General features: G+C 62.9%; 18 protein-coding genes. 9 read left to right on the forward strand and 9 right to left on the reverse strand.

Annotated features, from left to right (window positions below; genetic code table 11):
- Positions 1-109 precede the first annotated feature (109 nt).
- From clpX to tig, 3 genes are all read right to left on the reverse strand, one after another.
- Entirely contained in the window at positions 110-1,375 is a 1,266-nt protein-coding gene (clpX, locus tag KKP04_RS03770) for an ATP-dependent Clp protease ATP-binding subunit ClpX (protein ID WP_215026943.1), read from the reverse strand.
- Between the two features lie 278 nt (positions 1,376-1,653).
- Entirely contained in the window at positions 1,654-2,298 is a 645-nt protein-coding gene (locus KKP04_RS03775; RefSeq protein WP_215026946.1) for an ATP-dependent Clp protease proteolytic subunit, read from the reverse strand.
- Between the two features lie 264 nt (positions 2,299-2,562).
- Positions 2,563-4,017: a trigger factor gene (gene tig / locus KKP04_RS03780; RefSeq protein WP_215026949.1), complete on the reverse strand. Its 1,455-nt coding sequence runs from the start codon at positions 4,015-4,017 to the stop codon at positions 2,563-2,565.
- 266 nt (positions 4,018-4,283) lie between these two features.
- Between tig and KKP04_RS03785 the strand changes: the two genes are divergently transcribed.
- On the forward strand, positions 4,284-5,240 hold the full coding sequence (locus tag KKP04_RS03785; RefSeq protein ID WP_215026952.1) for an oxygenase MpaB family protein: 957 nt from the start codon (positions 4,284-4,286) through the stop codon (positions 5,238-5,240).
- A gap of 3 nt (positions 5,241-5,243) precedes the next feature.
- Here the strand turns inward: KKP04_RS03785 and KKP04_RS03790 are convergent, their stop codons facing one another.
- Positions 5,244-5,933: a TetR/AcrR family transcriptional regulator gene (locus tag KKP04_RS03790; RefSeq protein ID WP_215026955.1), complete on the reverse strand. Its 690-nt coding sequence runs from the start codon at positions 5,931-5,933 to the stop codon at positions 5,244-5,246.
- Between the two features lie 133 nt (positions 5,934-6,066).
- Here KKP04_RS03790 and KKP04_RS03795 point away from each other — a divergent pair, with 133 nt between their 5' ends.
- The 4 genes from KKP04_RS03795 (at position 6,067) to KKP04_RS03810 (ending at position 10,374) form a co-directional block, all read left to right on the forward strand.
- Positions 6,067-6,624 (forward strand): NAD(P)H-dependent oxidoreductase, encoded by a 558-nt coding sequence (locus KKP04_RS03795; protein ID WP_215026958.1) that lies wholly within the window; start codon positions 6,067-6,069, stop codon positions 6,622-6,624.
- Between the two features lie 297 nt (positions 6,625-6,921).
- On the forward strand, positions 6,922-8,106 hold the full coding sequence (locus KKP04_RS03800; protein WP_215026962.1) for a zinc-dependent alcohol dehydrogenase: 1,185 nt from the start codon (positions 6,922-6,924) through the stop codon (positions 8,104-8,106).
- Positions 8,106-8,669, forward strand: coding sequence for a cyclase dehydrase (locus KKP04_RS03805; RefSeq protein ID WP_215026965.1), 564 nt, complete (start codon positions 8,106-8,108; stop codon positions 8,667-8,669). Before KKP04_RS03800 ends, KKP04_RS03805 begins: the two co-directional genes overlap by 1 nt.
- Before the next feature lie 184 nt (positions 8,670-8,853).
- Complete coding sequence (locus KKP04_RS03810; RefSeq protein WP_215026968.1) at positions 8,854-10,374, forward strand: malonyl-CoA synthase; 1,521 nt, start codon at positions 8,854-8,856, stop codon at positions 10,372-10,374.
- 211 nt (positions 10,375-10,585) lie between these two features.
- Here the strand turns inward: KKP04_RS03810 and KKP04_RS03815 are convergent, their stop codons facing one another.
- The 3 genes from KKP04_RS03815 to surE form a co-directional block, all read right to left on the reverse strand.
- Positions 10,586-12,418: a LysM peptidoglycan-binding domain-containing M23 family metallopeptidase gene (locus KKP04_RS03815; RefSeq protein WP_215026972.1), complete on the reverse strand. Its 1,833-nt coding sequence runs from the start codon at positions 12,416-12,418 to the stop codon at positions 10,586-10,588.
- Positions 12,419-12,550: 132 nt separating this feature from the next.
- Complete coding sequence (locus KKP04_RS03820) at positions 12,551-13,168, reverse strand: protein-L-isoaspartate(D-aspartate) O-methyltransferase (RefSeq protein WP_215026975.1); 618 nt, start codon at positions 13,166-13,168, stop codon at positions 12,551-12,553.
- Between the two features lie 33 nt (positions 13,169-13,201).
- Positions 13,202-13,966, reverse strand: a complete 765-nt coding sequence (surE, locus tag KKP04_RS03825) for a 5'/3'-nucleotidase SurE (protein ID WP_215026978.1) — start codon at positions 13,964-13,966, stop codon at positions 13,202-13,204.
- A 138-nt stretch (positions 13,967-14,104) separates the two neighbouring features.
- Between surE and KKP04_RS03830 the strand changes: the two genes are divergently transcribed.
- Positions 14,105-15,706: a carboxylesterase/lipase family protein gene (locus tag KKP04_RS03830; RefSeq protein ID WP_215026981.1), complete on the forward strand. Its 1,602-nt coding sequence runs from the start codon at positions 14,105-14,107 to the stop codon at positions 15,704-15,706.
- A 203-nt stretch (positions 15,707-15,909) separates the two neighbouring features.
- Complete coding sequence (locus tag KKP04_RS03835; RefSeq protein WP_215026984.1) at positions 15,910-16,713, forward strand: L,D-transpeptidase; 804 nt, start codon at positions 15,910-15,912, stop codon at positions 16,711-16,713.
- Between the two features lie 1,183 nt (positions 16,714-17,896).
- On the opposite strand, the gene KKP04_RS03840 is transcribed toward KKP04_RS03835, so the two are convergent.
- Complete coding sequence (locus KKP04_RS03840) at positions 17,897-18,886, reverse strand: D-glycerate dehydrogenase (protein WP_215026987.1); 990 nt, start codon at positions 18,884-18,886, stop codon at positions 17,897-17,899.
- Positions 18,887-19,044: 158 nt separating this feature from the next.
- Between KKP04_RS03840 and KKP04_RS03845 the strand changes: the two genes are divergently transcribed.
- Together KKP04_RS03845 and KKP04_RS03850 are read left to right on the forward strand one after the other, a co-directional pair.
- Positions 19,045-19,497 (forward strand): SH3 domain-containing protein, encoded by a 453-nt coding sequence (locus KKP04_RS03845; protein WP_251133883.1) that lies wholly within the window; start codon positions 19,045-19,047, stop codon positions 19,495-19,497.
- Between the two features lie 73 nt (positions 19,498-19,570).
- Positions 19,571-19,870 (forward strand): antibiotic biosynthesis monooxygenase, encoded by a 300-nt coding sequence (locus tag KKP04_RS03850; protein ID WP_215026993.1) that lies wholly within the window; start codon positions 19,571-19,573, stop codon positions 19,868-19,870.
- A gap of 242 nt (positions 19,871-20,112) precedes the next feature.
- On the opposite strand, the gene KKP04_RS03855 is transcribed toward KKP04_RS03850, so the two are convergent.
- Positions 20,113-20,295 (reverse strand): hypothetical protein, encoded by a 183-nt coding sequence (locus KKP04_RS03855; RefSeq protein WP_215026996.1) that lies wholly within the window; start codon positions 20,293-20,295, stop codon positions 20,113-20,115.
- Between the last annotated feature and the right edge of the window lie 28 nt (positions 20,296-20,323).

Below are 20,323 nucleotides of genomic sequence, written 5' to 3' on the forward strand. Positions count from 1 at the left end.
ATCAAGACGTTAATCGCCGCGAGCAGGGGAGCGCCGAAAGCGGCGCCGCCTGTGCTTGGTGGGTCGATGAAATTTGCTGAGGCAGGGTTGCGGTTAACAAACCATGTCATCAGGCACTTGACGATTCATCTAGGCGCTCGGCGTAGATCCGCAAGGGCTTCGCGTTCCCTTCGATCACCTCCGGACTGATCACGACCTCTTCGACACCCTTGAGGCTGGGAAGCTCGAACATGCTGTCGAGCAGGATCGCCTCCATGATCGACCGGAGGCCGCGCGCGCCGGTCTTGCGCTCGATAGCCTTGCGGGCGACGGATTTGAGCGCTTCGTTGGACAGCGTGAGTTGCACGCCCTCCATGTCGAAGAGCCGCTGATACTGCTTCACGAGCGCGTTCTTGGGCTCGGAAAGGATTTTCACGAGCGCCACTTCGTCGAGGTCTTCGAGCGTTGCGAGAACAGGCAGACGGCCGATGAACTCGGGGATAAGGCCGAACCTCAGCAAGTCTTCCGGTTCGACGCCGCGCAGGATTTCACCGGTGCGCCGGTCGTCCTCGGAGGACACCTTCGCGCCGAAGCCGATCGAACTCGACCTGCCGCGCTGGGCGATGATCTTTTCGAGGCCGGAGAACGCACCGCCGCAGATGAACAGGATGTTCGTCGTGTCGACCTGCAGGAATTCCTGCTGCGGGTGCTTGCGACCGCCCTGCGGGGGGACGCTCGCAACCGTGCCTTCCATGATCTTGAGCAGCGCCTGCTGGACGCCCTCGCCCGACACGTCGCGCGTGATGGACGGGTTGTCCGACTTGCGGCTGATCTTGTCGACCTCGTCGATATAGACGATGCCCCGCTGCGCCCGGTCGACGTTGTAATCCGCCGCCTGAAGCAGTTTCAGGATGATGTTCTCGACATCCTCGCCGACATACCCCGCCTCGGTCAGAGTCGTGGCGTCGGCCATGGTGAACGGCACGTCGAGGATCCGCGCGAGCGTCTGAGCGAGCAGCGTCTTGCCGCAACCGGTCGGGCCGATCAGCAGGATGTTCGACTTCGCCAGCTCCACGTCGTTGTTCTTCGCGGAGTGGTTGATGCGCTTGTAATGATTATGGACAGCGACAGAAAGAACGCGCTTCGCATAGTCCTGGCCGATCACGTAGTCGTCGAGGACGGTGCAGATTTCCTGAGGTGTCGGTACGCCGTCGCGGGATTTCACGTAGGAGTTCTTGTTCTCCTCGCGGATGATATCCATGCAGAGTTCGACGCACTCGTCGCAAATGAACACAGTCGGCCCGGCAATCAGCTTGCGGACTTCGTGCTGGCTCTTGCCGCAGAACGAGCAGTAGAGCGTATTCTTGGAGTCGTGACCCCTGCTTTCTTTCGTCATTGACCTACCTTAGCACCCACATGCCAGAACGTGGCGATGGACTGTGCCTGACTGATGGCTGACAAACCGGAGTTCCCGATTTATTCCGCACCCGCAAAGCCCGACCCGCCGTCCTCCTCGCATGCTTCCCCTCAGTCTTACGGCTTCTGGGAAGATTGTCCATAGCTTCGATTCGCAACTCTGCCCGAAGGCCGTCCGGCACGTTGGACTGCTTATACTTTCCAGCCCGTTAATAGTCATACCCGGATTTCGAACGTGCCCGTGAAGCTCTAGGTCGGTCACGAACGTCCCGGATTTCCGGTCTCTTCCGCAGCCGCGCGCTTCGTCAGAACGTCGTCGATAATGCCGAACGCTTTCGCCTGCTCTGGAGACATGAAGTGGTCACGGTCCAGGGTGCGTTCAATGACTTCGTATGGCTGCCCTGTGTGCTTGACATAGATTTCATTAAGCCGCCGCTTCGTTTTCAGAATGTCCTCGGCATGCCGCTCGATGTCGCTCGCCTGCCCCTGAAAACCGGCCGACGGCTGATGCACCATCACGCGCGCATTCGGCAGGGCCCAGCGCATGCCGGGTTCGCCCGCCGCGAGAAGCAGAGACCCCATCGACGCCGCCTGCCCGACGCAAAGCGTGGAAACCGGCGGACGAATGAATTGCATCGTGTCGTACATCGCGAGGCCGGACGTCACGTGGCCGCCGGGCGAGTTGATGTAGATGTTGATCTCCTTCTTCGGGTTCTCGGATTCGAGAAACAGAAGCTGGGCAATCACCAGCGAAGCCATGTTGTCTTCGACGACGCCGGTCAGGAAGATGATGCGCTCCTTCAGAAGGCGCGAATAGATGTCGAAGGCGCGCTCGCCACGGTTGGTCTGTTCGACGACCATTGGAACGAGCTGGCTGGTATAAAAGTCAACGGGATCGCGCATGGGGTCACTCCAAGGCCGTGAAGAGCCGAGAAAGGCTTCGTTCTGAGGAAAGCCCGCAGCACGCGATGCGCGGGCGCGACCGAAACCGGTGGCTTGTGAATCGGGGGCGGCACTCGATGCCGCCCCCGAAGATGGGATGATTTGAGCGCGAGCGCAACCAGTCGATGGCGCTCGCGTCTAATCGAAAATCGATCCCGCGTGAATGCGATCGCGACCAAGGTCGCGGCGAAGCATCATCCGTGCCCAAGCTTGCGCGGCCCTGCCTCAACCGTGCTTGTGTCCGGCGTGGTCGTGATCATGGTCGTGATCGCAATCGGGACCGTGGACGTGCTCCGGTTCCTCGTCGATGCCGCCATCGAGCAGCGACTGTTCGCGCTCAAGCTCCGCCAGAGACTTCATCAAATCTTCGGGAGAAACCTTGTTCTCTTCCGTCTTGACGAGTTCCAGCACGAAGTTGATCACCTTGTCCTCGTAGACCGGCGCGCGCAGTTCGTTCAGCGCCTCCGGGTTCTTGCGATAGAACTCGATGACCTCGCGCTCCTGTCCGGGGAACTGGCGGGCGCGGTCTATGACGGCGCGGCGGATTTCCTCGTCGAGGATCTTGATCTCGTTCTGATTGCCGATCTCTGACAGCACGAGTCCGAGGCGGACGCGGCGCTCGGCCAGCTTCTGATAGTCGGCGCGTGCCTTCTCTTCGGTCGAGCCCTCGTCCTCGAAGGTCTTCTTCGCCTGTTCGAGCTGACGGGTGATGCCGCGCCAGATGCCGTCGAATTCGCTCGTCACGAGCGAGGGCGGCAACTCGACAGTATGGCGCTCGTCCAGCGCGTCGAGCAGCGACTTCTTGAGCTTCGCGCGGGAAGCGCCGTCGAGTTCCTTCTGAAGCTGGCCGCGAACCGCCTCTTCGAGTTTCGAGAAGGACTCGAGACCCAGCGTTTTCGCGAATTCATCGTCGGCCTTTGCCTCGACCGGCTTCGCAACCTCTTTCACGGTCACGTCGAAGACCGCGTCCTTGCCCGCGAGATGTTCCGCCTGATAATCCTCGGGGAACGTCACCTTGACGTCGCGCTGATCGCCTTTCTGCGCGCCGATCAGGCCGTCCTCGAAGCCCGGAATGAACCGGCCGGAGCCGAGCACGAGGAACGCATCCTCGGCCGCGCCGCCTTCGAAGGGTTCGCCGTCGATGCTGCCCTTGAAGTCGATGGTAAGGCGGTCGCCCGCTTCAGCCGCGCCGTCCTTCGACTCATAGGCGACGTTCGCCTTGAGGAGGCGCTCTATCGCGCCCGTAACATCCTCTTCCTTGGGATCGGCGACATCCTTCGTGAGCGTGATCGCCCTGAGGTCGGTGAGTTCGATCTTCGGCAGCACCTCGAACGACATCGTATATTCGAGGTCGGCGGAACCATCGATCATGCGGTCGACGGTTTCGCGGTCTTCCGGCAGCTTGATGTCCGGCTGGAAGGCGGGACGTTCTTTCCGCTCCAGAAGCGCTTGCGAACTCGACTCGCCGACCGTCTCTTCCAGCACCTCGGCCATGACCGACTTGCCGTACATCTGGCGCACATGGGCGAGCGGCACCTTGCCGGGGCGGAAGCCGTTGAGCTTCACCTTCGATTTGAGGTCTTCGAGCTTCGATTCAGCCTTCGCCTTCAGATCGGCGGCGGGCACGACGACCTTCAATTGGCGTTTCAGCCCGTCTGAAACAGTCTCTGTAACTTGCATTGTCCGGAATCTCGTTGGCCGTTGTTCGGCGAAGTTTTTCGAAGCAACGGGAATCGTTGCCGCGGGCGCATTCGCCCCCATCTAGTCGTGTGAAATTGCATATCGCAGCTCAATCCACAAGGGCTCCATAAAGCACCCGTGGAAAAAACCACAATGTTCGGTCACACTTGAACAGGCTCGGGAGCGCTGCCGCACGGCACCCTTTCAACCTCAGGATGTCATGCGGCGGGATTTTTCGAGCTGAAGCTCATGAGACGGGAGCATCCTTGTCGGGATCGGATACCATTACGGCGCAGACATTTTTTCGCGGCGCGCTGGCCAGACGCCTCGACCGGGCGAGCCGCGCGCTGCTGGAACCCGAGGACGGGCGCGCGGTGGATTTCCGCCGACCGGCGGGCGAGGCGGCGCTCGGACAGCCGACGCAGGTCTCGTGGCGCATTTTCAAGAACCCGCTCACTGTCTTCATCGGCGGGATGGCGGCCGTTATCCTCGAACTCGCGGAACCGCGCGTGCGGACCGGCGTGTGGGAGCACACGTCCTTTCGCAAACAGCCGCTGCGACGCCTGCGCCGCACCGGGCTCGCCGCGATGATGACGGTGTACGGTCCGGCGAGCGCCGCGCAAGCGATGATCGCGGGCGTTAGCCGCGTGCATGCCCGCGTTCAGGGCACGACGCCCGACGGCGAGCCGTATAGCGCCGACGACCCCGCGCTTCTGAACTGGGTGCAGGCAACAGCCGCCTACGGCTTTCTGCAAGCCTACCACACCTTCGCCGCGCCGCTTCCGCAGGCCGACCGCGACCGCTATTATCGCGAGGGCGAAACCGCCGCGAGGCTTTACGGCGCGACCGAACCGCCCGGATCCGAGGCGGAACTCGACGCCGCGTTCGCCGCCATGCTGCCGCGCCTCGAACCGTCGCCGATCATCTTCGAATTCCTCGACATCATGCGCACGACGCGGATCGTGCCGCCCGTTTCGCGGGTGCTGACGCCCGCCGCCTATCTGGCGCAGCCGATGTTCGTGCGGGCGGCGGTGAGCCTTACGCCGCCACAGGTCCGCGAGCGTCTCGGGCTCGGCGCATCATACGGGCTGCGGCCGTTCGAACGCGCGCTCATCAGGCAGGGAGGGGCGCTTGCGGATCGCATCGTGCTTCACTCCAGCCCCGCCGTGCAGTCGTGCCAACGCCTCGGTTTGCCTGCGGACTTTCTGCATAGACCGCGCTAACGGTCAGGCTGCTTCCAGGAAGGCGGGCAATTCGACATCCGGCAGCGGCTTCGCCATCACGTCGCGGATGGTCGCGTCCGGCACGCCAAGCACGGAAAGCGCCGTGCTGATGATCCGGTCGGCGTAATCGTCGCCCACCTCGCCCGAAACGAGCTTCAGCGTCGCCAGCAACAGGAGACCGGCGACGGTTTCGCGCGCCATGTCGATATCCGCATGCTTGAACACGCCCTCTTCGACGCCCGCCGCGACAGCCCGCCGGATGAGATCGGCGATCCCGAAGCGGAAGTCGTTGCCCGAGAGCACCGCGCGGATCATGAACCAGCCCCACATGCGATCGGTCTTCGCGACGCGTAGCCAGACGCGCACATCGTTCGCGAATGCTTCGACGCGGTCGCTTGTGAGACCGTCGAGGCTTTCATACATACCCTTCGTATGCAGGCGAAACGCTTCAATGGCCGCGCTCACGACGGCTTCCTTCGAGGGGAAATGATTGTAGAAGGAGCCATAGCCGACGTCCGCCCGCGCCGTGATGTCCTGAATGACAAGCCCTTCGAGGCCGCGCTCGGCGACGATTTCATAGGTCGCCCTGAGAAGCTTGCGGCGCGTGTCTTCTCGGCGCCGGTCGGTGCGGCTCTTGAGGAGGCGTTGCCCCGAAGCATTTTCTTCAAGGGCGGGCAGTGCAGACTTGACCAATATCAATGCTCCTTTAACTAAAGTTTATGGGACACGACTCTGAGACTTTTTTATGAACCGCGTGCGCACGCTTGGCCTGCGCTCCGCCGCGTGACATGATTCTGCGCAGCGAACGCCGATCCGGAGATTGAACGTGCTTAAAATCGTCGGTGTAACGGGAAGCGTGTCTTCCCCCTCGCGAACGCGCGCCGTCGTCGAGAGCACGCTCGCGCGCATCGGGGACGCACCCGATGTCGAGCGGACGCTTCTCGATATCGCGGAGCTTCTGCCCTGGCTCGCCGTCCGCTGCCGCGACGAAGCCTCGCCGCCCATCCTTCACGCGCTCGACGCCATCGAGGGCGCCGACCTGCTCATCGTCGGCACGCCCGTCTACAAGGGCTCGTATACGGGCATGCTGAAGCATCTATTCGACCTTCTCAACTACCCTGCCCTGTTCAAGACGCCCGTGGGTCTCATCGCGGTCGGGGGCAGCGACCGCCACGCGCTCGTCATCGAGCATGAGCTTCGCCCGCTGTTCGGGTTCTTCGGCGCAAAGACGCTGCCGACCGGCATCTTTCTGGCGGACAAGAGCATCGAAGGCGGGCGTGTCACCGACGAAGCCGCGAACGCGCGCCTCGATCATCTCGTGGGCGAGGCGGTGCATGAACTCGATCTCGTCCGCCTGAGAAAAGCCAAGGCGTCCACAAATTAGCGAATCGTCCCGAAATCGCCTCTAATGCTGTGGTTGGCAGATGTCCGAAGCCAGAAGGGCCACCGGCGAAAGCCTGCACGCTGGATCGCGTCGGCCTGATCTTCGTCGGCGCGGCGCTGGTGATGACACGCGCCTGACGCGGATCGCCGTTTCGGAAACCTTCGCTTTCAAGTGGCAAGCCACCCGGATTAAGCTGTCCGTTCTCTGACGGCGAAACAAAACGTCTGCCCGTCTGTCCTCCCTTGTAACAAACATCCGCCGGCACATCCTTCATTCCGGCGAAAGGGAGACTGCCAGATGAAAGCCCTTTGCTGGGAAGGCGTGAGCGATATCCGCTATCAAACCGTGCCCGACCCGAAGATCGAACACGGGCGCGATGCCATAGTGAAAGTGTCGAGCACCGCCATTTGTGGCTCCGACTTGCATCTGTTCAACGGCTTCATCCCCGGCATGGAAGCGGGCGACGTCATCGGCCACGAATTCATGGGCGAAGTGATGGAGGTCGGAAAGGACAACAAGAAACTCAAGGTCGGCGATCGCGTCGTCGTCCCGTTCACCATTTGCTGCGGCGAGTGCGAACAATGCCTCAGCAGCAATTTCTCTGTGTGCGAGCGCTCGAACCGCAACAAGGGTCTCGCGGAGAAGGTCTTCGGTCATAGTCCGGCGGGCCTTTTCGGGTACACCCATCTGACGGGCGGCTATCCCGGCGGGCAAGCCGAATATGTGCGCGTGCCCTATGCCGACGTGGCGCCGATCAAGGTGCCGTCGAGCCTGACCGACGATCAGGTTTTGTTTCTCAGCGACATTTTCCCGACCGGCTGGCAAGCAGCGGTGCAGTGCGACATCCAGCCGACCGATACCGTCGCGGTGTGGGGCGCGGGGCCTGTCGGGCAGTTCTGCATCCGCAGCGCGGTGTTGCTCGGTGCGAAAAAAATCGTCGCCATCGACCGCCTCGACGACCGCCTTTCGATGGCCAAAGCCGGTGGTGCGGATGAAATCATCAACTTCGAGAAGGAGGACGTTTTCGAGCGGCTCAAGGATCTTACCGATGGCAACGGCCCGGAAAAGTGCATCGACGCGGTCGGCCTTGAAGCGCATGCCACCGCGTCCTTCGATTCCGTTATCGATCGCGCGAAGCAGGCGCTGATGCTCGAAAGCGATCGTCCGCACGTTCTCCGGCAAATGATCATGGCTTGCCGCCCGGCGGGGGTGCTTTCGGTACCCGGCGTGTATGGCGGCTTCATCGACCACATGCCCATGGGCGCCTTCATGAACAAGGCTCTCACCATGCGCACCGGCCAAACGCATGTGAGTCGCTGGAGCGACGACCTTCTGCGCCGCATCGAGGAGGGGCAGATCGATCCGAGCTTCGTCATCACGCACAAGGTCTCGCTGGAGGAAGGCCCCGAGATGTACAAGACGTTCCGCGAAAAAAGCCATGGATGCGTCAAGGTTGTCATGCAGCCGGGAGGAGTGAACTGATGCTGATGATCAAGGCTGTTGCCCGTGCAATGGACTACATTCCGTCCTCCTCGGACAAGTCCGCCCGCAACCTTGCGCGTCGCCTCGGGTGGTTTTCCGTGGCGCTCGGCGCCTTGCAACTCGCGGCGCCGCATCGCTTCGCGCGAGCGCTGGACTTTCGCGGTGGCGAACCCGTTATTGCGGCCTTCGGCGTGCGGGAAATTGCGACGGGTGTCGGGCTTCTTGCCGCGCGCGATCCCGCGCCGTTTGTCTGGGGCCGGGTGGCTGGCGACGCGCTGGATCTGGTCGCCCTGGCCAACGGTTTCTTCGACAGCCGCAGACGCGGCGTCGTTTTGCTCGCGCTCGGCTCGGTCGCTGCCGTGACGGCGGTGGATCTCATCTGCGCGCAGACGCTCTCTGCGGACAACAAGCGAAGGGATGACACTCCGCCGGACTACGCCGACAGGACGGGCCTACCCAAAGCGGTGGACCAGATGAGGGGCGTCGCGGCCATGAACGGGCAAATGCCGCGCGGCATGCGCGCCGTGCCGTGGAACGCTCACGCCGGAGAGGCGCGAACATGACCTGGCATGCAACTTTGCCAAGCAATGCAATATCTGCATACAATACATGCGATCAAAAGCATGATTGCATGCATTTTGATCACGCTCCCTAACTGTCGATCTTGTAACGCTTTTTAAAGAGTTGGTTGTTTCCCCTCGGCAAGGCGTGTTTGCTAACCTGAAAACAGGCAGCAGGACGTCCACCATGCCAGAATCCAACCATCTTTTTTCCGAGTTGAGCGCGAATTGGGCCGATCTCGACAAGGTCGCGCTGGAGACCGACGACGGCCGCCGGTTCCGCTATCGCGACATCCTCGCGCTGACCGCTCGATTGGCGAACGCGCTCGTGGCGGCGGGCGTCGAGCCGGGCGACCGCGTGGCCGTGCAGGTCGAGAAATCGCCGGAAGCGCTGTTCCTCTATCTCGCTTGCGTTCGCGCGGGCGCGGCCTACCTCCCGCTGAACACCGCCTACACCGACGCGGAGCTTGAATATTTCCTCGGCGATGCCGAGCCGTCGCTGTTCGTCTGCCGTCCGCCTCATGCGGATGCGGCGCGCGCGCTTTGCGCGAAGACGGGTGTCGCCAATTGCGTCACGCTCGGTTCGAACGCCGACGGTACGCTGATCGACCTCGCCGCCGACAAGGCCGAAACCTTCGAGACCATCGCGCGCGGCCCGGACGACCTCGCGGCCATCCTCTACACCTCGGGCACCACCGGCCGCTCCAAGGGCGCGATGACGACGCACGAGAACCTCGCCTCCAATGCGCGCTCGCTCGCCGAATACTGGCGCTTCACCGACCGCGACGTGCTGCTCCACACGCTGCCGATCTTCCACACGCACGGCCTGTTCGTCGCCTCGAACGTGATCTTCCGATCCGGCGCGTCGATGCTGTTCCTGCCGAAGTTCGACCCGAACGAGGTGTTCCGCCTGATGCCGCGCGCGACAGCGATGATGGGCGTGCCGACCTTCTACACCCGCCTTCTCGAAGATGCGCGCCTCTCCCGCGAGACGACGAAGGGCATGCGCCTGTTCATTTCCGGCTCGGCGCCGCTTCTCGCCGACACGCATCGCGCCTTTGAGGAGAAGACCGGCCACCGCATCCTCGAACGCTACGGCATGACCGAGACGAACATGATCACCTCGAACCCGTATGACGGCGAGCGCGTGCCGGGCGCGGTCGGCTTTCCGCTGCCGGGCGTGTCGGTGCGCATCGCGAACCCCGAGACCGGCGAGCTTCTCGGCGCCGACGAAATCGGCATGATCGAGGTGCAGGGGCCGAATGTGTTCATCGGCTATTGGCGCATGCCGGAGAAGACCGCGTCCGAGTTCCGCGACGGCTGGTTCATCACCGGCGACCTCGGCAAGATCGATGCGTCGGGCTATGTGCATATCGTCGGGCGCGGCAAGGATCTCGTGATCACGGGCGGCTACAACGTCTACCCGAAGGAAGTGGAAAGCGAAATCGATGCGCTGCCGGGCGTGTTCGAGAGCGCCGTCATCGGCGTGCCGCACCCGGATTTCGGCGAAGGCGTGGTTGCGGTCGTCGTGAAGACGAAGGACGCGAGCCTCGACGAGAAGGCGATCCACGATGCGCTGAAGGTGAGGCTCGCGAACTACAAGCTGCCGAAGCGCGTGTTCTTCGTGGACGACCTGCCGCGCAACACCATGGCGAAGGTGCAGAAGAACGTGCTGCGCGACACGCACAAGGATCTGTTCACGAGCTGACGGTCTGCGAAAGAAAAATCCCGTGCGCGCCGTACTGGAAGGGGACAGGGCGCGTCACGGGATTCAGGGCGAAGGGCTTCCCCCTTCGCGTTCGCGCCATCTCCCTGCCACGGGAACACGGCGGCGAAATATTTCGGATCGGAAGTCGGGAGACGGAAAGAGGAAGAGGCGGGGAGCGGATACCGGGTGCGCCGGTACCCGCGATTTCAGATTACGAGCCGAGGAGCGGAGCCGGATCGACGGGCTTCGCGTTCTTGCGGATCTCGAAGTGGAGCTGCGGCTGGCTCGCGTCGCCGGTCGAACCGGCCTTGGCAACCACCTGCCCGCGCTTCACCACATCGCACTTCCTGACCATGATCTCGTCCGTGTGGGCGTAAGCCGTGACGAACTCGTCGGCGTGGCGGATCAGGATCAGATTGCCGAAGCCCGGCAGTTCGTCGCCGACATAGGCCACGACGCCGTTTTCGGCGGCCTTGATCGGCGTGCCCTTGGGCACGGAGATCGTCACGCCCTCGTTCACGCTGCCGTCGTGCTGCGGACCGAACTGCCCGATGATCATCCCTTCCACCGGCTTGCGGAAGCTCTTGCCCATGCGCGGCAGCGGATTGGCAAGCGCGGCCTCGCAGGTCGGTTCCTGCCGCGCCGATGTCATCTTGACGTCGGGCGCGGGGGCGGCCTTCAGCGGATTGGTCGCGTCCGCCAGTTGCGGATGAGCGGGCTCCGGCGCGGGCTGGGCGTCGGCCTGCCGCTGGGGCTCCGCAATCGGCGCTTCCGGCTTCACGCGGTCGTTCGACGCGACTTCCTGACGTGGAGCTTCGCGACCGGGGATGGCAAGCGTCTGGCCTATCTTGAGAAGCCGCGCGTTCGGGATGTGGTTCGCTTCGAGAATCTGGCTGGCGGTCAGGCCGTACCCGCGGGCGATGGCGGCGACCGTCTCGCCCTTCTTCACGACATGGCATTCGTTGCCCTGGCAGCCGACAGGCTGCGCCTTCAGCGCGTTGTCCGTCGTCATCTTCGTCGGGTCGGCCCCCGGGATCAGCAAATCCATACCCGGCCGCACGCTGTTATGGCGGCCCAGGCCGTTGGCGCGGGCGATCATGTCGACGGTCACGCCATGCCGGATCGCAAGCGAATACAGCGTATCGCCCGGCCGCACCGTTATGGACTTGCCGGTTCCGCGCTCGGACGCCACCGTCGCGTTCGGGGACTTGATCTCTGTTCCATTGCCACCGGGATTACGCCCGAGTCGGCTGACGCGCTCACGCTCATAGAAGTCGCGGTCGCGGGGGTAAGCCGGAGGCGGCGGAGAATAATCGCGTGGCGGGGGCGAGTAGCTGCGCGGAGCCGGTTCGGCGTAGCGCGGCAACGGACGATCATGGGGCGGCGCAGCTTCGGAGCGGCGGTCGTCGTAGGCCGGCGGCGGCGGCGCGTCGCGCTCGTAACGCGGCGCATCCAGCGGCGGGGGCGGAGGCGGCGGCGGCGCATAATCGCGGGGACCGTCATTGTAAGGCGTATAGACGCGCGGCCCGGCATAGGTGCCATCCGGCAGCGGCGCCTGATTGTAGCGGCCATAGCCGTCGGCGGTCTTCACGCCTTTCGAGACGGTCGTCTGCTGCTGCCCCGCAAGCGGCGGCAGATCCACGCGCGAAACCTGAAGATAGCCGCCCTGCTGCTGGCCGGGCGTTGCGCTGGCAAGCTGGAAGCCGCCCTGCTGGTTCGGCCGATACGCGGCGGTCTGAGCGTAGCCCATCGGCGCGGGTTGCGTCTGATAATTGGCTTGTGTCTGGCTGGCCCTTTGCGCATATGCGCTCTGGGCGTAGCTCGCGGAGCCGGTTGGCTGACGCGAGGGTTCGGCAGCGCGGGACGGCGTTGCCGGAGTGGAAGGGCCGGACGCGGTTTCATAGCCGCTTCCGAACGACAGGGAACTGAACCGCTCGGTTCCGCCGGAACTGCATCCGCCCAGCAGGACGCAACCGACCCCGATCTTTAACACTGCGCGTACATATGAGGGCTCGCGCTTGCCCACCGCATTTACTTTACTCATCGCAGCACACCTCACTTTCCTTAGGTTATGCGTGCGAGTGCTTAAAATTAACTTAAGCGGATCGACAATTGTCGAATGAAACAGGGCAGCGACGATCAATGTGTCGCGCGCTTGACGAAGCAATCCGTCGTCTCAGAGAAGCGGCACGAAGCGAACGGGAATCAGGCTCTGGTATTCCGCTCCGCCCCCGTTGCGGGTGACGAGCACGATCCGCTGTGAGGCAGCGCGGCCGAGCGGGATCACCATCGCGCCGCAAGGGCCAAGCTGGCCGATGAGATCGGGCGGCGCGGCGCTGACCCCCGCCGTGACGAGAATCCGGTCGAAAAGCCGAGGCACCGGCCAGCCCTTCGACCCGTCGCCGCAAAGCGCCGTGATGTTGGTGAGACCGAGTTCCTTGAACCGCGCGACCGCGAGCCGGTGAAGCTCCTCGTGAATCTCGATCGTGTAGACATGACGCGCCAGCCGGGAGAGGATCGCCGTCTGATATCCCGAGCCTGTGCCGACTTCGAGCACGTCATGCTTGCGCTGAACGTTCAACCGCTCGGTCATGTAGGCTACGATGTAGGGCTGTGAAATGGTCTGCCCGCACTCGATGGGAAGCGCTTCGTCCGCATAGGCCAGCGGCTTCAGATCCGGCGCCTCGATGAACGCCTTGCGGGGAATGTCTTTCATGGTCGCGAGCACGCGCGGATCGGCGATGGCGTTACGCTCAAGGAGGTGGATCAGACTTTCCAGCCGCTCGTCCATCATCAGGTTTCCCCTCCGGACGCGGCTGGCAGCCCTTTATTTTTCGATAAAGGCCGACAGCTTCCGACAGGTTTCTCTGTGTGTCAGGTTGAGACAAAGCGGCGTGACGGAAATTGCGCCGGACTTCACTGCGTGAAGGTCCGTCCCCTCCCCCGTGATCATGGACATCGGCTTGAACCCCAGCCAGTAATAGGGGTTGTTGCGCGTATCCATCCGGTCTTCGATGCGGAGGTAGTCAGGGTCACGACGACCTTGCTCGGTAATCTTAATACATTCGACACGCCCGGGTTCCCTGTCCGGAAAATTTACATTTAACAAAACATCCTTCGGCCAGCCCGCATCAAGCATCTTTCGCACAAGGTCGGCTCCAAGTTGCATCGGTGTCTGCCAATAGATCCGGTCGAGGTCTTCCCAGTCGACGGCGAGGCTCATCGCGATGGACGGAATGCCGAGCAGCGTCCCTTCTATGGCGCCCGCGATGGTGCCGGAATAGGTCACGTCGTCGGCGACATTCGAGCCCCTGTTTACACCGGACAGGACGAGGTCCGGGGCCTTGTCGGCCAGCACATGGCGCACTCCCATGATCACGCAGTCGGTCGGCGTTCCCTTTACGGCGAAGGTCCGCTCCGAGAGTTTTCGCAGGCGCAGCGGCTCGTGCAGCGTGAGCGAATGCGCCGCGCCGCTCTGATCGGTTTCGGGCGCGACGACCCAGACATCGTCCGAGAGGTCGGTCGCGATTTTTTGCAGGGCGTCGAGGCCAGGCGCTTCGATGCCGTCGTCGTTCGTGATGAGGATCCGCATGGCCGCTTTCTACGCCAAGCCCGCGCCCGCGTCACCTTCAAACGGGTGGGACCGACATCGCCATCAGATTGCTTTCATCGCGGCGCTTGAAAGGGCGTGCGCGCAGTCGTTGGCGCGGCTTATCCACCCGAGGCGACCATGCGCGTTTTATCCCGGTCTCTTGCCGCGCTCGCGGTGCTTTTTCTCGCTGCGGCCACCGATCCCGCCGCAGCCCGGTTCCGCGCAACCGCGCAAATCGACGGCGGCGCGGTCGAGGGCGAAAGCGACTTCACCGGCCTCAAGATCTTCCGTGGCATCCCTTACGCCGCCCCACCGGTCGGCGCGCTTCGCTGGCGTGCTCCGCAGCCGCCCCGGCGGTGGAAGGGCGTTCGCCGCGCGACATCCTTCGGCGCCGCCTGCCCTCAGAAGGAGAGCCGCCAGGTCAGATCCGAAGACATGAGCGAGGATTGCCTGACGCTGAATGTCTGGTCCCCCGCTCGGACGGCGAACGAACGCCTGCCGGTGATGGTTTGGGTGCACGGCGGCGCGTTCACGACGGGATCGGCGCGCATGCCGATCTATGACGGTGCGGCGCTCGCAAATCGCGGCGTCGTGGTCGTGACGTTGAATTACCGGCTCGGTATGCTCGGCTTTTTCGGCCATCCGGATCTCACGCGCGAAGCCGACGCCGCCAGCGAACCGACCGCGAATTTCGGCCTTCTCGACCAGAAGGCCGCGCTTGAGTGGGTGCGGCTGAACATTGCGGCGTTCGGCGGCGATCCTGATAATGTGACGCTGTTCGGCGAGTCTGCGGGCGGTATCAGCGTGCTCGCGCTCATGACGGCGCCTTCAGCGCGCGGCCTGTTCCACAAGGCGATCATCCAATCCGGCGGCGGCCGCTGGGTTGCGCCGACGCTTACCGCCTCCACCTCGACCTACCTGTCGGCGCACGAAATCGGCGAAACGTCCGCCCGCGCTTTCCGCCTCCAGCCGGACCGCGCCCTTTCCGCGCTTCGGGCGATCAACTGGCGCGACCTCGTTGCCACGCTCGGCCGCAATCCGAAACTCGCGGACACATCGCCTTTCATCGACGGCGCCTTCTTCACGACGCAGATCGCGGCCGCGTTCGAGGCGGGGGAACAGGCACGGATGCCGCTGATCGTCGGGTCGAACAGCTATGAGGGCGTGCTGCTGCGCGCGGCATTCAAGGTGAAGGCCGACGATGTCTTCCGTGTCGTGTCCGACCGCATCGACGAAATGTCGGCGCTCTACCGCCCGCAGCTCATCATGACGCCGGACACGCTCGCCGATCACATCTGGGGCGACGCCAATTTCGTGGAGCCCGCCCGCATGATCGCGCGCTCCGCGAGCAATGGCGGGCAGCCCGTCTACCATTACAATTTCGATTTCCAGCCGCCTCTGCTGCGCATCCTCGGCGGCACGCCGCACGGCTTCGAGGTGGTTTACGTCTTCGGCACGCTGAAGAAACTTCTGCCGCTCATCGGCAATTTCGTGCATCCGCACAATCACGAGGTGAGCGAGGCCATGATGTCCTACTGGACCAATTTCGCGCGCACCGGCAATCCCAACGGCGCACGGGAGGCACGATGGCCCGCGTTCCGCGACGGCGATGAACAGACGCTCGTCTTCGGCAACGACCGTTCCCATGTCGAGCGCGACTATCTGAAGGAGCGGCTCGACCTGTTCCAGGGCGTCGTGTGGGGCGAGCGTTCGACGGTCCAGGCAAAGGTTGCGCGCTGAGGGCTGGCTGGCTCGTCATTGCTCGAACAGGTCGCAGGCGTTGAGCACTTCGAGGCTGCATTGGCGAAATAGCCACAGTCGCCGGGGGCAATGGAGCGCGAAAGTCCGGACGGACTTGTTGCCGCGAGCCAGGCTCGTGTATTGGATTTCGGCGTTTCGACGAAAAGGCTGGGCGGCGTGGGGACGAGGCACAGGGGATGCTTATGAGATGTTGGATCGCGTTTCTGCCGGCGCTTGCGGCCGGGCTTGTCGCAGGGCCGCTCTCGGCAGTCGGGCTGGAGAACTGGGCCGACGGCCGCCCGGTTTTTGAAAGCGACATCAGACAGAAGGCGGAACAGGAGGAGGCCCGGCGCGCCGAGCGGCGCAAGCAGGTTGTCTACCCAAAGTTCATGAATGGCGGCGCCCAGCCCGACATCACGCCTGCCGCACCGCCGATCGTTTACTTCAACAAGAACGAAGAAACCGGCTCCATCATCGTCGATACGCAGGGCCGCAAGCTCTATTTCGTGCTGCCCGGAAGGAGAGCCTATGAGTATCCGATCTCGGTCGGTCGCGACGGCTTTACCTGGTCCGGCACAGAGCGCATCACGCGCATCGCGGCGTGGCCGTCCTGGACACCGCCGCCGGAAATGCACAAGCGCCAACCCGGTCTGCCGATAACGGTGACGGGCGGCTTGCGCAACCCTCAAGGAGCGCGCGCGCTCTACCTCGGCAACACCATCTACCGCATCCACGGCACCAACAACGACCGCACAGTTGGACGGGCAAACTCGTCGGGCTGCTTCCGCCTGACGAACGAAAACGTCGTGCATCTGGCCTCGATCGCGAAAGTCGGAACGAAGGTGAAGGTGCTGCCGTCCTACACGGGCGGTGTCAGCCAGAGCGCGCCGCTGTCGTCGCTCTTCAGTTCGTGGGCGAGAGACGAGCAGCCTTCCGCACCCGCCAAGCAGAAACGGCCGAACGCGAAAAGCGCGGCTGCCGATGCGAAGAAGAAGGCGCCTCAGTAGGAAAGCCAGACCGGCCTGCGTTGAATCCTTCGTTTATCGCAAGGAAGCTGACGACACCAAGCCTGAAGCGTCGCGCCGCTTGTGATTTTCGGTGCCGGCGCTGCAATCGCTTGCGCTTCGCAAGGTCCGCCTGCCTTGGCTCCATGGGGGTGGATGGACGCCGTCGTCTTGCGTAAACACCCACAAGAAAAACGTTCGCGAAAATGACCGCAGAGCCACTCCGCAAAGGCTCGGGTCCGCCCAGCCCCGTTGCGAGCAACGCGATGCGCGCGACCGGACGGCGTGCGCTGCTCCTCCCCGCCCCCCTGCTCGGGTATTTGGGCCGAAGCAGGCCGGGTGTGCAGAAAAAACACCGGTCAAGCAACTTTCGCTTTGCGGCCTTATTTTCGTCCAACCCCTGCGGCATCAATATCACATCACAAGGCGACAACGGTTCAAGCCCCTCGGAAACGGGTCGTTTGTGAGACTTGAGTTGGAAGAAGTAGCGTCTGTTGCGTTTGTCGCGTCTGCATCCAGTAGCGTTTGTTTCAGTATCAGTAAGCGCGTGGCCGGTTTTGCGTAGCGCTCTTGTGCCCCCGGTGGACCGACGTAACACCTGGTTTACGAATTTGGTTTAGCGTTCTCGCAAACCAAGGGATGTCGATCCCGATTGAAGTTGACCCCTGAGAGGCGGAGCCGCCTGCATTGGCCCCCACCCCCCGCTAGCCAAACGGCTTCGTCTCTCTCTTTCCTCCCCTGACATCCTCTTCCCTGTAGCGCCGCTGCACTTCGCTGTGTTCTGCGTCGACGAACCTTTGCGCGCCCGCGAAGGGTCGATTTTCGTGCTGGATCAGCCTGCGTTTAATTGAACTCGATTTGACGCGGAAAAGCTGATCGACAACAGACGTGCCGCGTCTGATTTGCGGCACGACGCTGTATGGGGCAAAGCGATATCCAACCGGTGCGACCGCGTTTCGGGGCGAAGACGCGCAACAGGAGCTTTCTCGCGCCCAAATCCAGCGGCGCGCGTTCGGCCAGAACATCGCGACGCGCTCGGATCATACCCGGCGCGATCGTGCAGATCGCGCTCGCAACGATCCTTGGCCTCGGCCTCGCGCTGTCTGTGGCGAGCCCGTTGTCTGTTGCGAGCGATGCAGGACGCAAAGCATCGTCCCGTGTCTGATCAAGCGCGCGGCTCTGTAGATCAGAACATCGCGGCGTGTACGCGATCCGGCGGATTGTGGCCGTCGAGGAAGGTGCGGATGTTGATGATCACCTTCTCGCCCATGTCGAGACGCCCCTCGATGGTCGCCGAACCGAGATGCGGCAGGACCACGACCTTCGGATTGCGCAGAAGCTTCGGGTTGATCGCCGGTTCGTTTTCGAACACGTCGAGACCCGCGCCCGCAACCTCGCCCGCCTCGACCATGCGCGAAAGCGCGTTCTCGTCGATGACTTCGCCGCGCGCCGTGTTGACGATATAGGCCGTCGGCTTCAGCAGCTTGAGGCGGCGCGCCGACAAGAGATGGAACGTCGCCGGCGTGTGCGGACAGTTCACCGAGATGATGTCCATATGGGCGAGCATCTGATCGAGGCTTTCCCAGTAGGTTGCGCCGAGTTCGGCCTCGACGGCGGCGGGCACGCGGCGCCGGTTGTGATAGTTGATCGAGAGGCCGAACGCCTTGGCTCGGCGTGCGACCGCGCGACCGATCCGGCCCATGCCGATGATGCCGAGCTTCTTGCCCCAGATGCGGTGCCCGAGCATCCATGTCGGGGACCAGCCGTGCCACTGCTTGCCGTCCTGCAGGTAGTCGGCGCCCTCGACAAGGCGGCGCGGCACAGAGAGAATCAGCGCCATCGTCATGTCCGCTGTATCTTCGGTAAGGATACCCGGGGTATTGGTGACGATGATGCCACGATTGCGCGCCGTTTCGAGGTCTATGTTGTCGACGCCCGTACCGTAGTTGGCGATCAGCTTCAATTGAGGGCCAGCCATCGAAAGAAGCGCCTTGTCAATCCGGTCGGTTACGGTAGGAACGAGGACGGTCGCCGTTCGCATCGCCGCCGCGAGTTGGTCCCGCGTCATCGGTGCGTCGGATGCATTGAGCGTCACGTCGAAAAGCTCGCGCATGCGGGCCTCGACAAGCTCGGGGAGTTTGCGGGTGACGACGACTTTAACGTTTTGTGCGGTCATAGGGGGCTCGACATGGCCGGCTTGGCCTTGATGGACAGGTGCAACGCAATTTCGCTCCCGTTATCTATCAGATACGGCCCGCGATGACAAAGCTTCGGATCGTATGCGGCATAGTGGTCGCGTTCTCGTTTTTTTCCGGCGTATCGTTAGCGCAGGACATGACACAACGCAATGCCGGGCCGGTCACTGGCCTGCCGTTGCCGCGTTTCGTCAGCCTGAAGGCGAGCGAGGTGAACGCGCGCGTTGGTCCCGGTTGGGAATATCAGATCGCGTGGGTGTTCCGCCGCGCGGGGCTGCCCGTGGAGGTGATCGCCGAATTCGAGAACTGGCGACAGGTGCGCGATTCGGATGGCGGCACCGGCTGGGTGAATGCGGTGCTGACGAGCGCACGTCGGACAGCCGTCGTCGCGCCATGGGTGAAGGACCGCATGCTGTTCCGGCTGACGGCATCGCGGGGCGGCGGGACGCTCGTCGCTCAGATCGAGCCGGGCGCGATTGTCGATATCGCGCAATGCGACGGCGAAGATTGCGAGGTCTATGCGGGCAAGCAGAACGGATATCTACCGCAAAAGAGCCTTTGGGGTGTGTATCCTGGCGAGAAGGTGAAATAGCGGCACGCGCCGGTGGTACTGAATAGGAAGAGGGTGCGTCGCGGAGTGCGACGCGTCGGGCAAAGGGATGGCAATGGTCTACGAGATCTGCGAAATTCATGTCAAAGAGGGCGACGCAGCGGCGTTCGAGGCAGCGGTGAGGGAAGCCGCGCCGTTCTTTCAGCGCTCGAAGGGCTGTATCGGCCTTGAACTCCAGCGCACGGTCGAATCACCGTCAAAATATCGCCTCGTCATCCGGTGGGAAACGCTCGACGATCACATCGTGCATTTTCGCAACTCGGAAAACTTTCAGGAGTGGCGGAAACTCGCCGGACCGTTCTTCGCCCAGCCGCCGCATGTCGAGCACGCGACTGTTGCGCTGACCGCGTTCTGACAACGCCGCGCCTAAGTATCCCAGCCTGGTACCGCAAATCAGACGCGGCACGAGGCTGTAGGTTGCTGTTGTCGATCAGCTTTTCTGCGTCAAATCGAGGCCGATTAAACGCAGGCTGATCTAGACGCTCGCCGGCGTAAAAGGAGCGCGACAACCGGATGGCGCGCGAGAGCGCGGAGAAAAGCTCCAGGCGCCCTGCCAAGCGCAATCCGGTGTAGCGGCGGCGGCGGCGGCGCGGAACGCTAACTAAGCCAATGCTCGGCTTCGCCTTCACCGCCTTCATCGCTGGTTGAGAGGCGAACGGAGAGAAAGTCTTCTACGTCGCTGCTTTCGAGCGCATTTCTTTCCATGACCGGCGTCAGGAGTGTTGGGCGAAAGCCCAAGCTCGCCCTGACCTCGGTGTTGTCGATGTTTCGCTCAGGCATGGCTCTTTTCCAATGTAACCCATCGCAT

The sequence above is a fragment of the Rhodomicrobium sp. Az07 genome (assembly GCF_018619475.1).
Classification (GTDB): Bacteria; Pseudomonadota; Alphaproteobacteria; order Rhizobiales; family Rhodomicrobiaceae; genus Rhodomicrobium.

Excerpts from the sequence above, each read along its gene's own strand:
- KKP04_RS03845 (WP_251133883.1), top strand. The coding sequence starts at position 19,045 with ATGACACAACGCAATGCCGGGCCGGTCACTGGCCTGCCGTTGCCGCGT.
- KKP04_RS03850 (WP_215026993.1), top strand. The coding sequence starts at position 19,571 with ATGGTCTACGAGATCTGCGAAATTCATGTCAAAGAGGGCGACGCAGCG.
- tig (WP_215026949.1), bottom strand. The coding sequence starts at position 4,017 with ATGCAAGTTACAGAGACTGTTTCAGACGGGCTGAAACGCCAATTGAAG.
- KKP04_RS03805 (WP_215026965.1), top strand. The coding sequence starts at position 8,106 with ATGCTGATGATCAAGGCTGTTGCCCGTGCAATGGACTACATTCCGTCC.
- KKP04_RS03830 (WP_215026981.1), top strand. The coding sequence starts at position 14,105 with ATGCGCGTTTTATCCCGGTCTCTTGCCGCGCTCGCGGTGCTTTTTCTC.
- surE (WP_215026978.1), bottom strand. The coding sequence starts at position 13,966 with ATGCGGATCCTCATCACGAACGACGACGGCATCGAAGCGCCTGGCCTC.
- KKP04_RS03835 (WP_215026984.1), top strand. The coding sequence starts at position 15,910 with ATGAGATGTTGGATCGCGTTTCTGCCGGCGCTTGCGGCCGGGCTTGTC.
- KKP04_RS03810 (WP_215026968.1), top strand. The coding sequence starts at position 8,854 with ATGCCAGAATCCAACCATCTTTTTTCCGAGTTGAGCGCGAATTGGGCC.
- KKP04_RS03840 (WP_215026987.1), bottom strand. The coding sequence starts at position 18,886 with ATGACCGCACAAAACGTTAAAGTCGTCGTCACCCGCAAACTCCCCGAG.
- KKP04_RS03855 (WP_215026996.1), bottom strand. The coding sequence starts at position 20,295 with ATGCCTGAGCGAAACATCGACAACACCGAGGTCAGGGCGAGCTTGGGC.
- clpX (WP_215026943.1), bottom strand. The coding sequence starts at position 1,375 with ATGACGAAAGAAAGCAGGGGTCACGACTCCAAGAATACGCTCTACTGC.
- KKP04_RS03775 (WP_215026946.1), bottom strand. The coding sequence starts at position 2,298 with ATGCGCGATCCCGTTGACTTTTATACCAGCCAGCTCGTTCCAATGGTC.
- KKP04_RS03800 (WP_215026962.1), top strand. The coding sequence starts at position 6,922 with ATGAAAGCCCTTTGCTGGGAAGGCGTGAGCGATATCCGCTATCAAACC.
- KKP04_RS03815 (WP_215026972.1), bottom strand. The coding sequence starts at position 12,418 with ATGAGTAAAGTAAATGCGGTGGGCAAGCGCGAGCCCTCATATGTACGC.
- KKP04_RS03820 (WP_215026975.1), bottom strand. The coding sequence starts at position 13,168 with ATGATGGACGAGCGGCTGGAAAGTCTGATCCACCTCCTTGAGCGTAAC.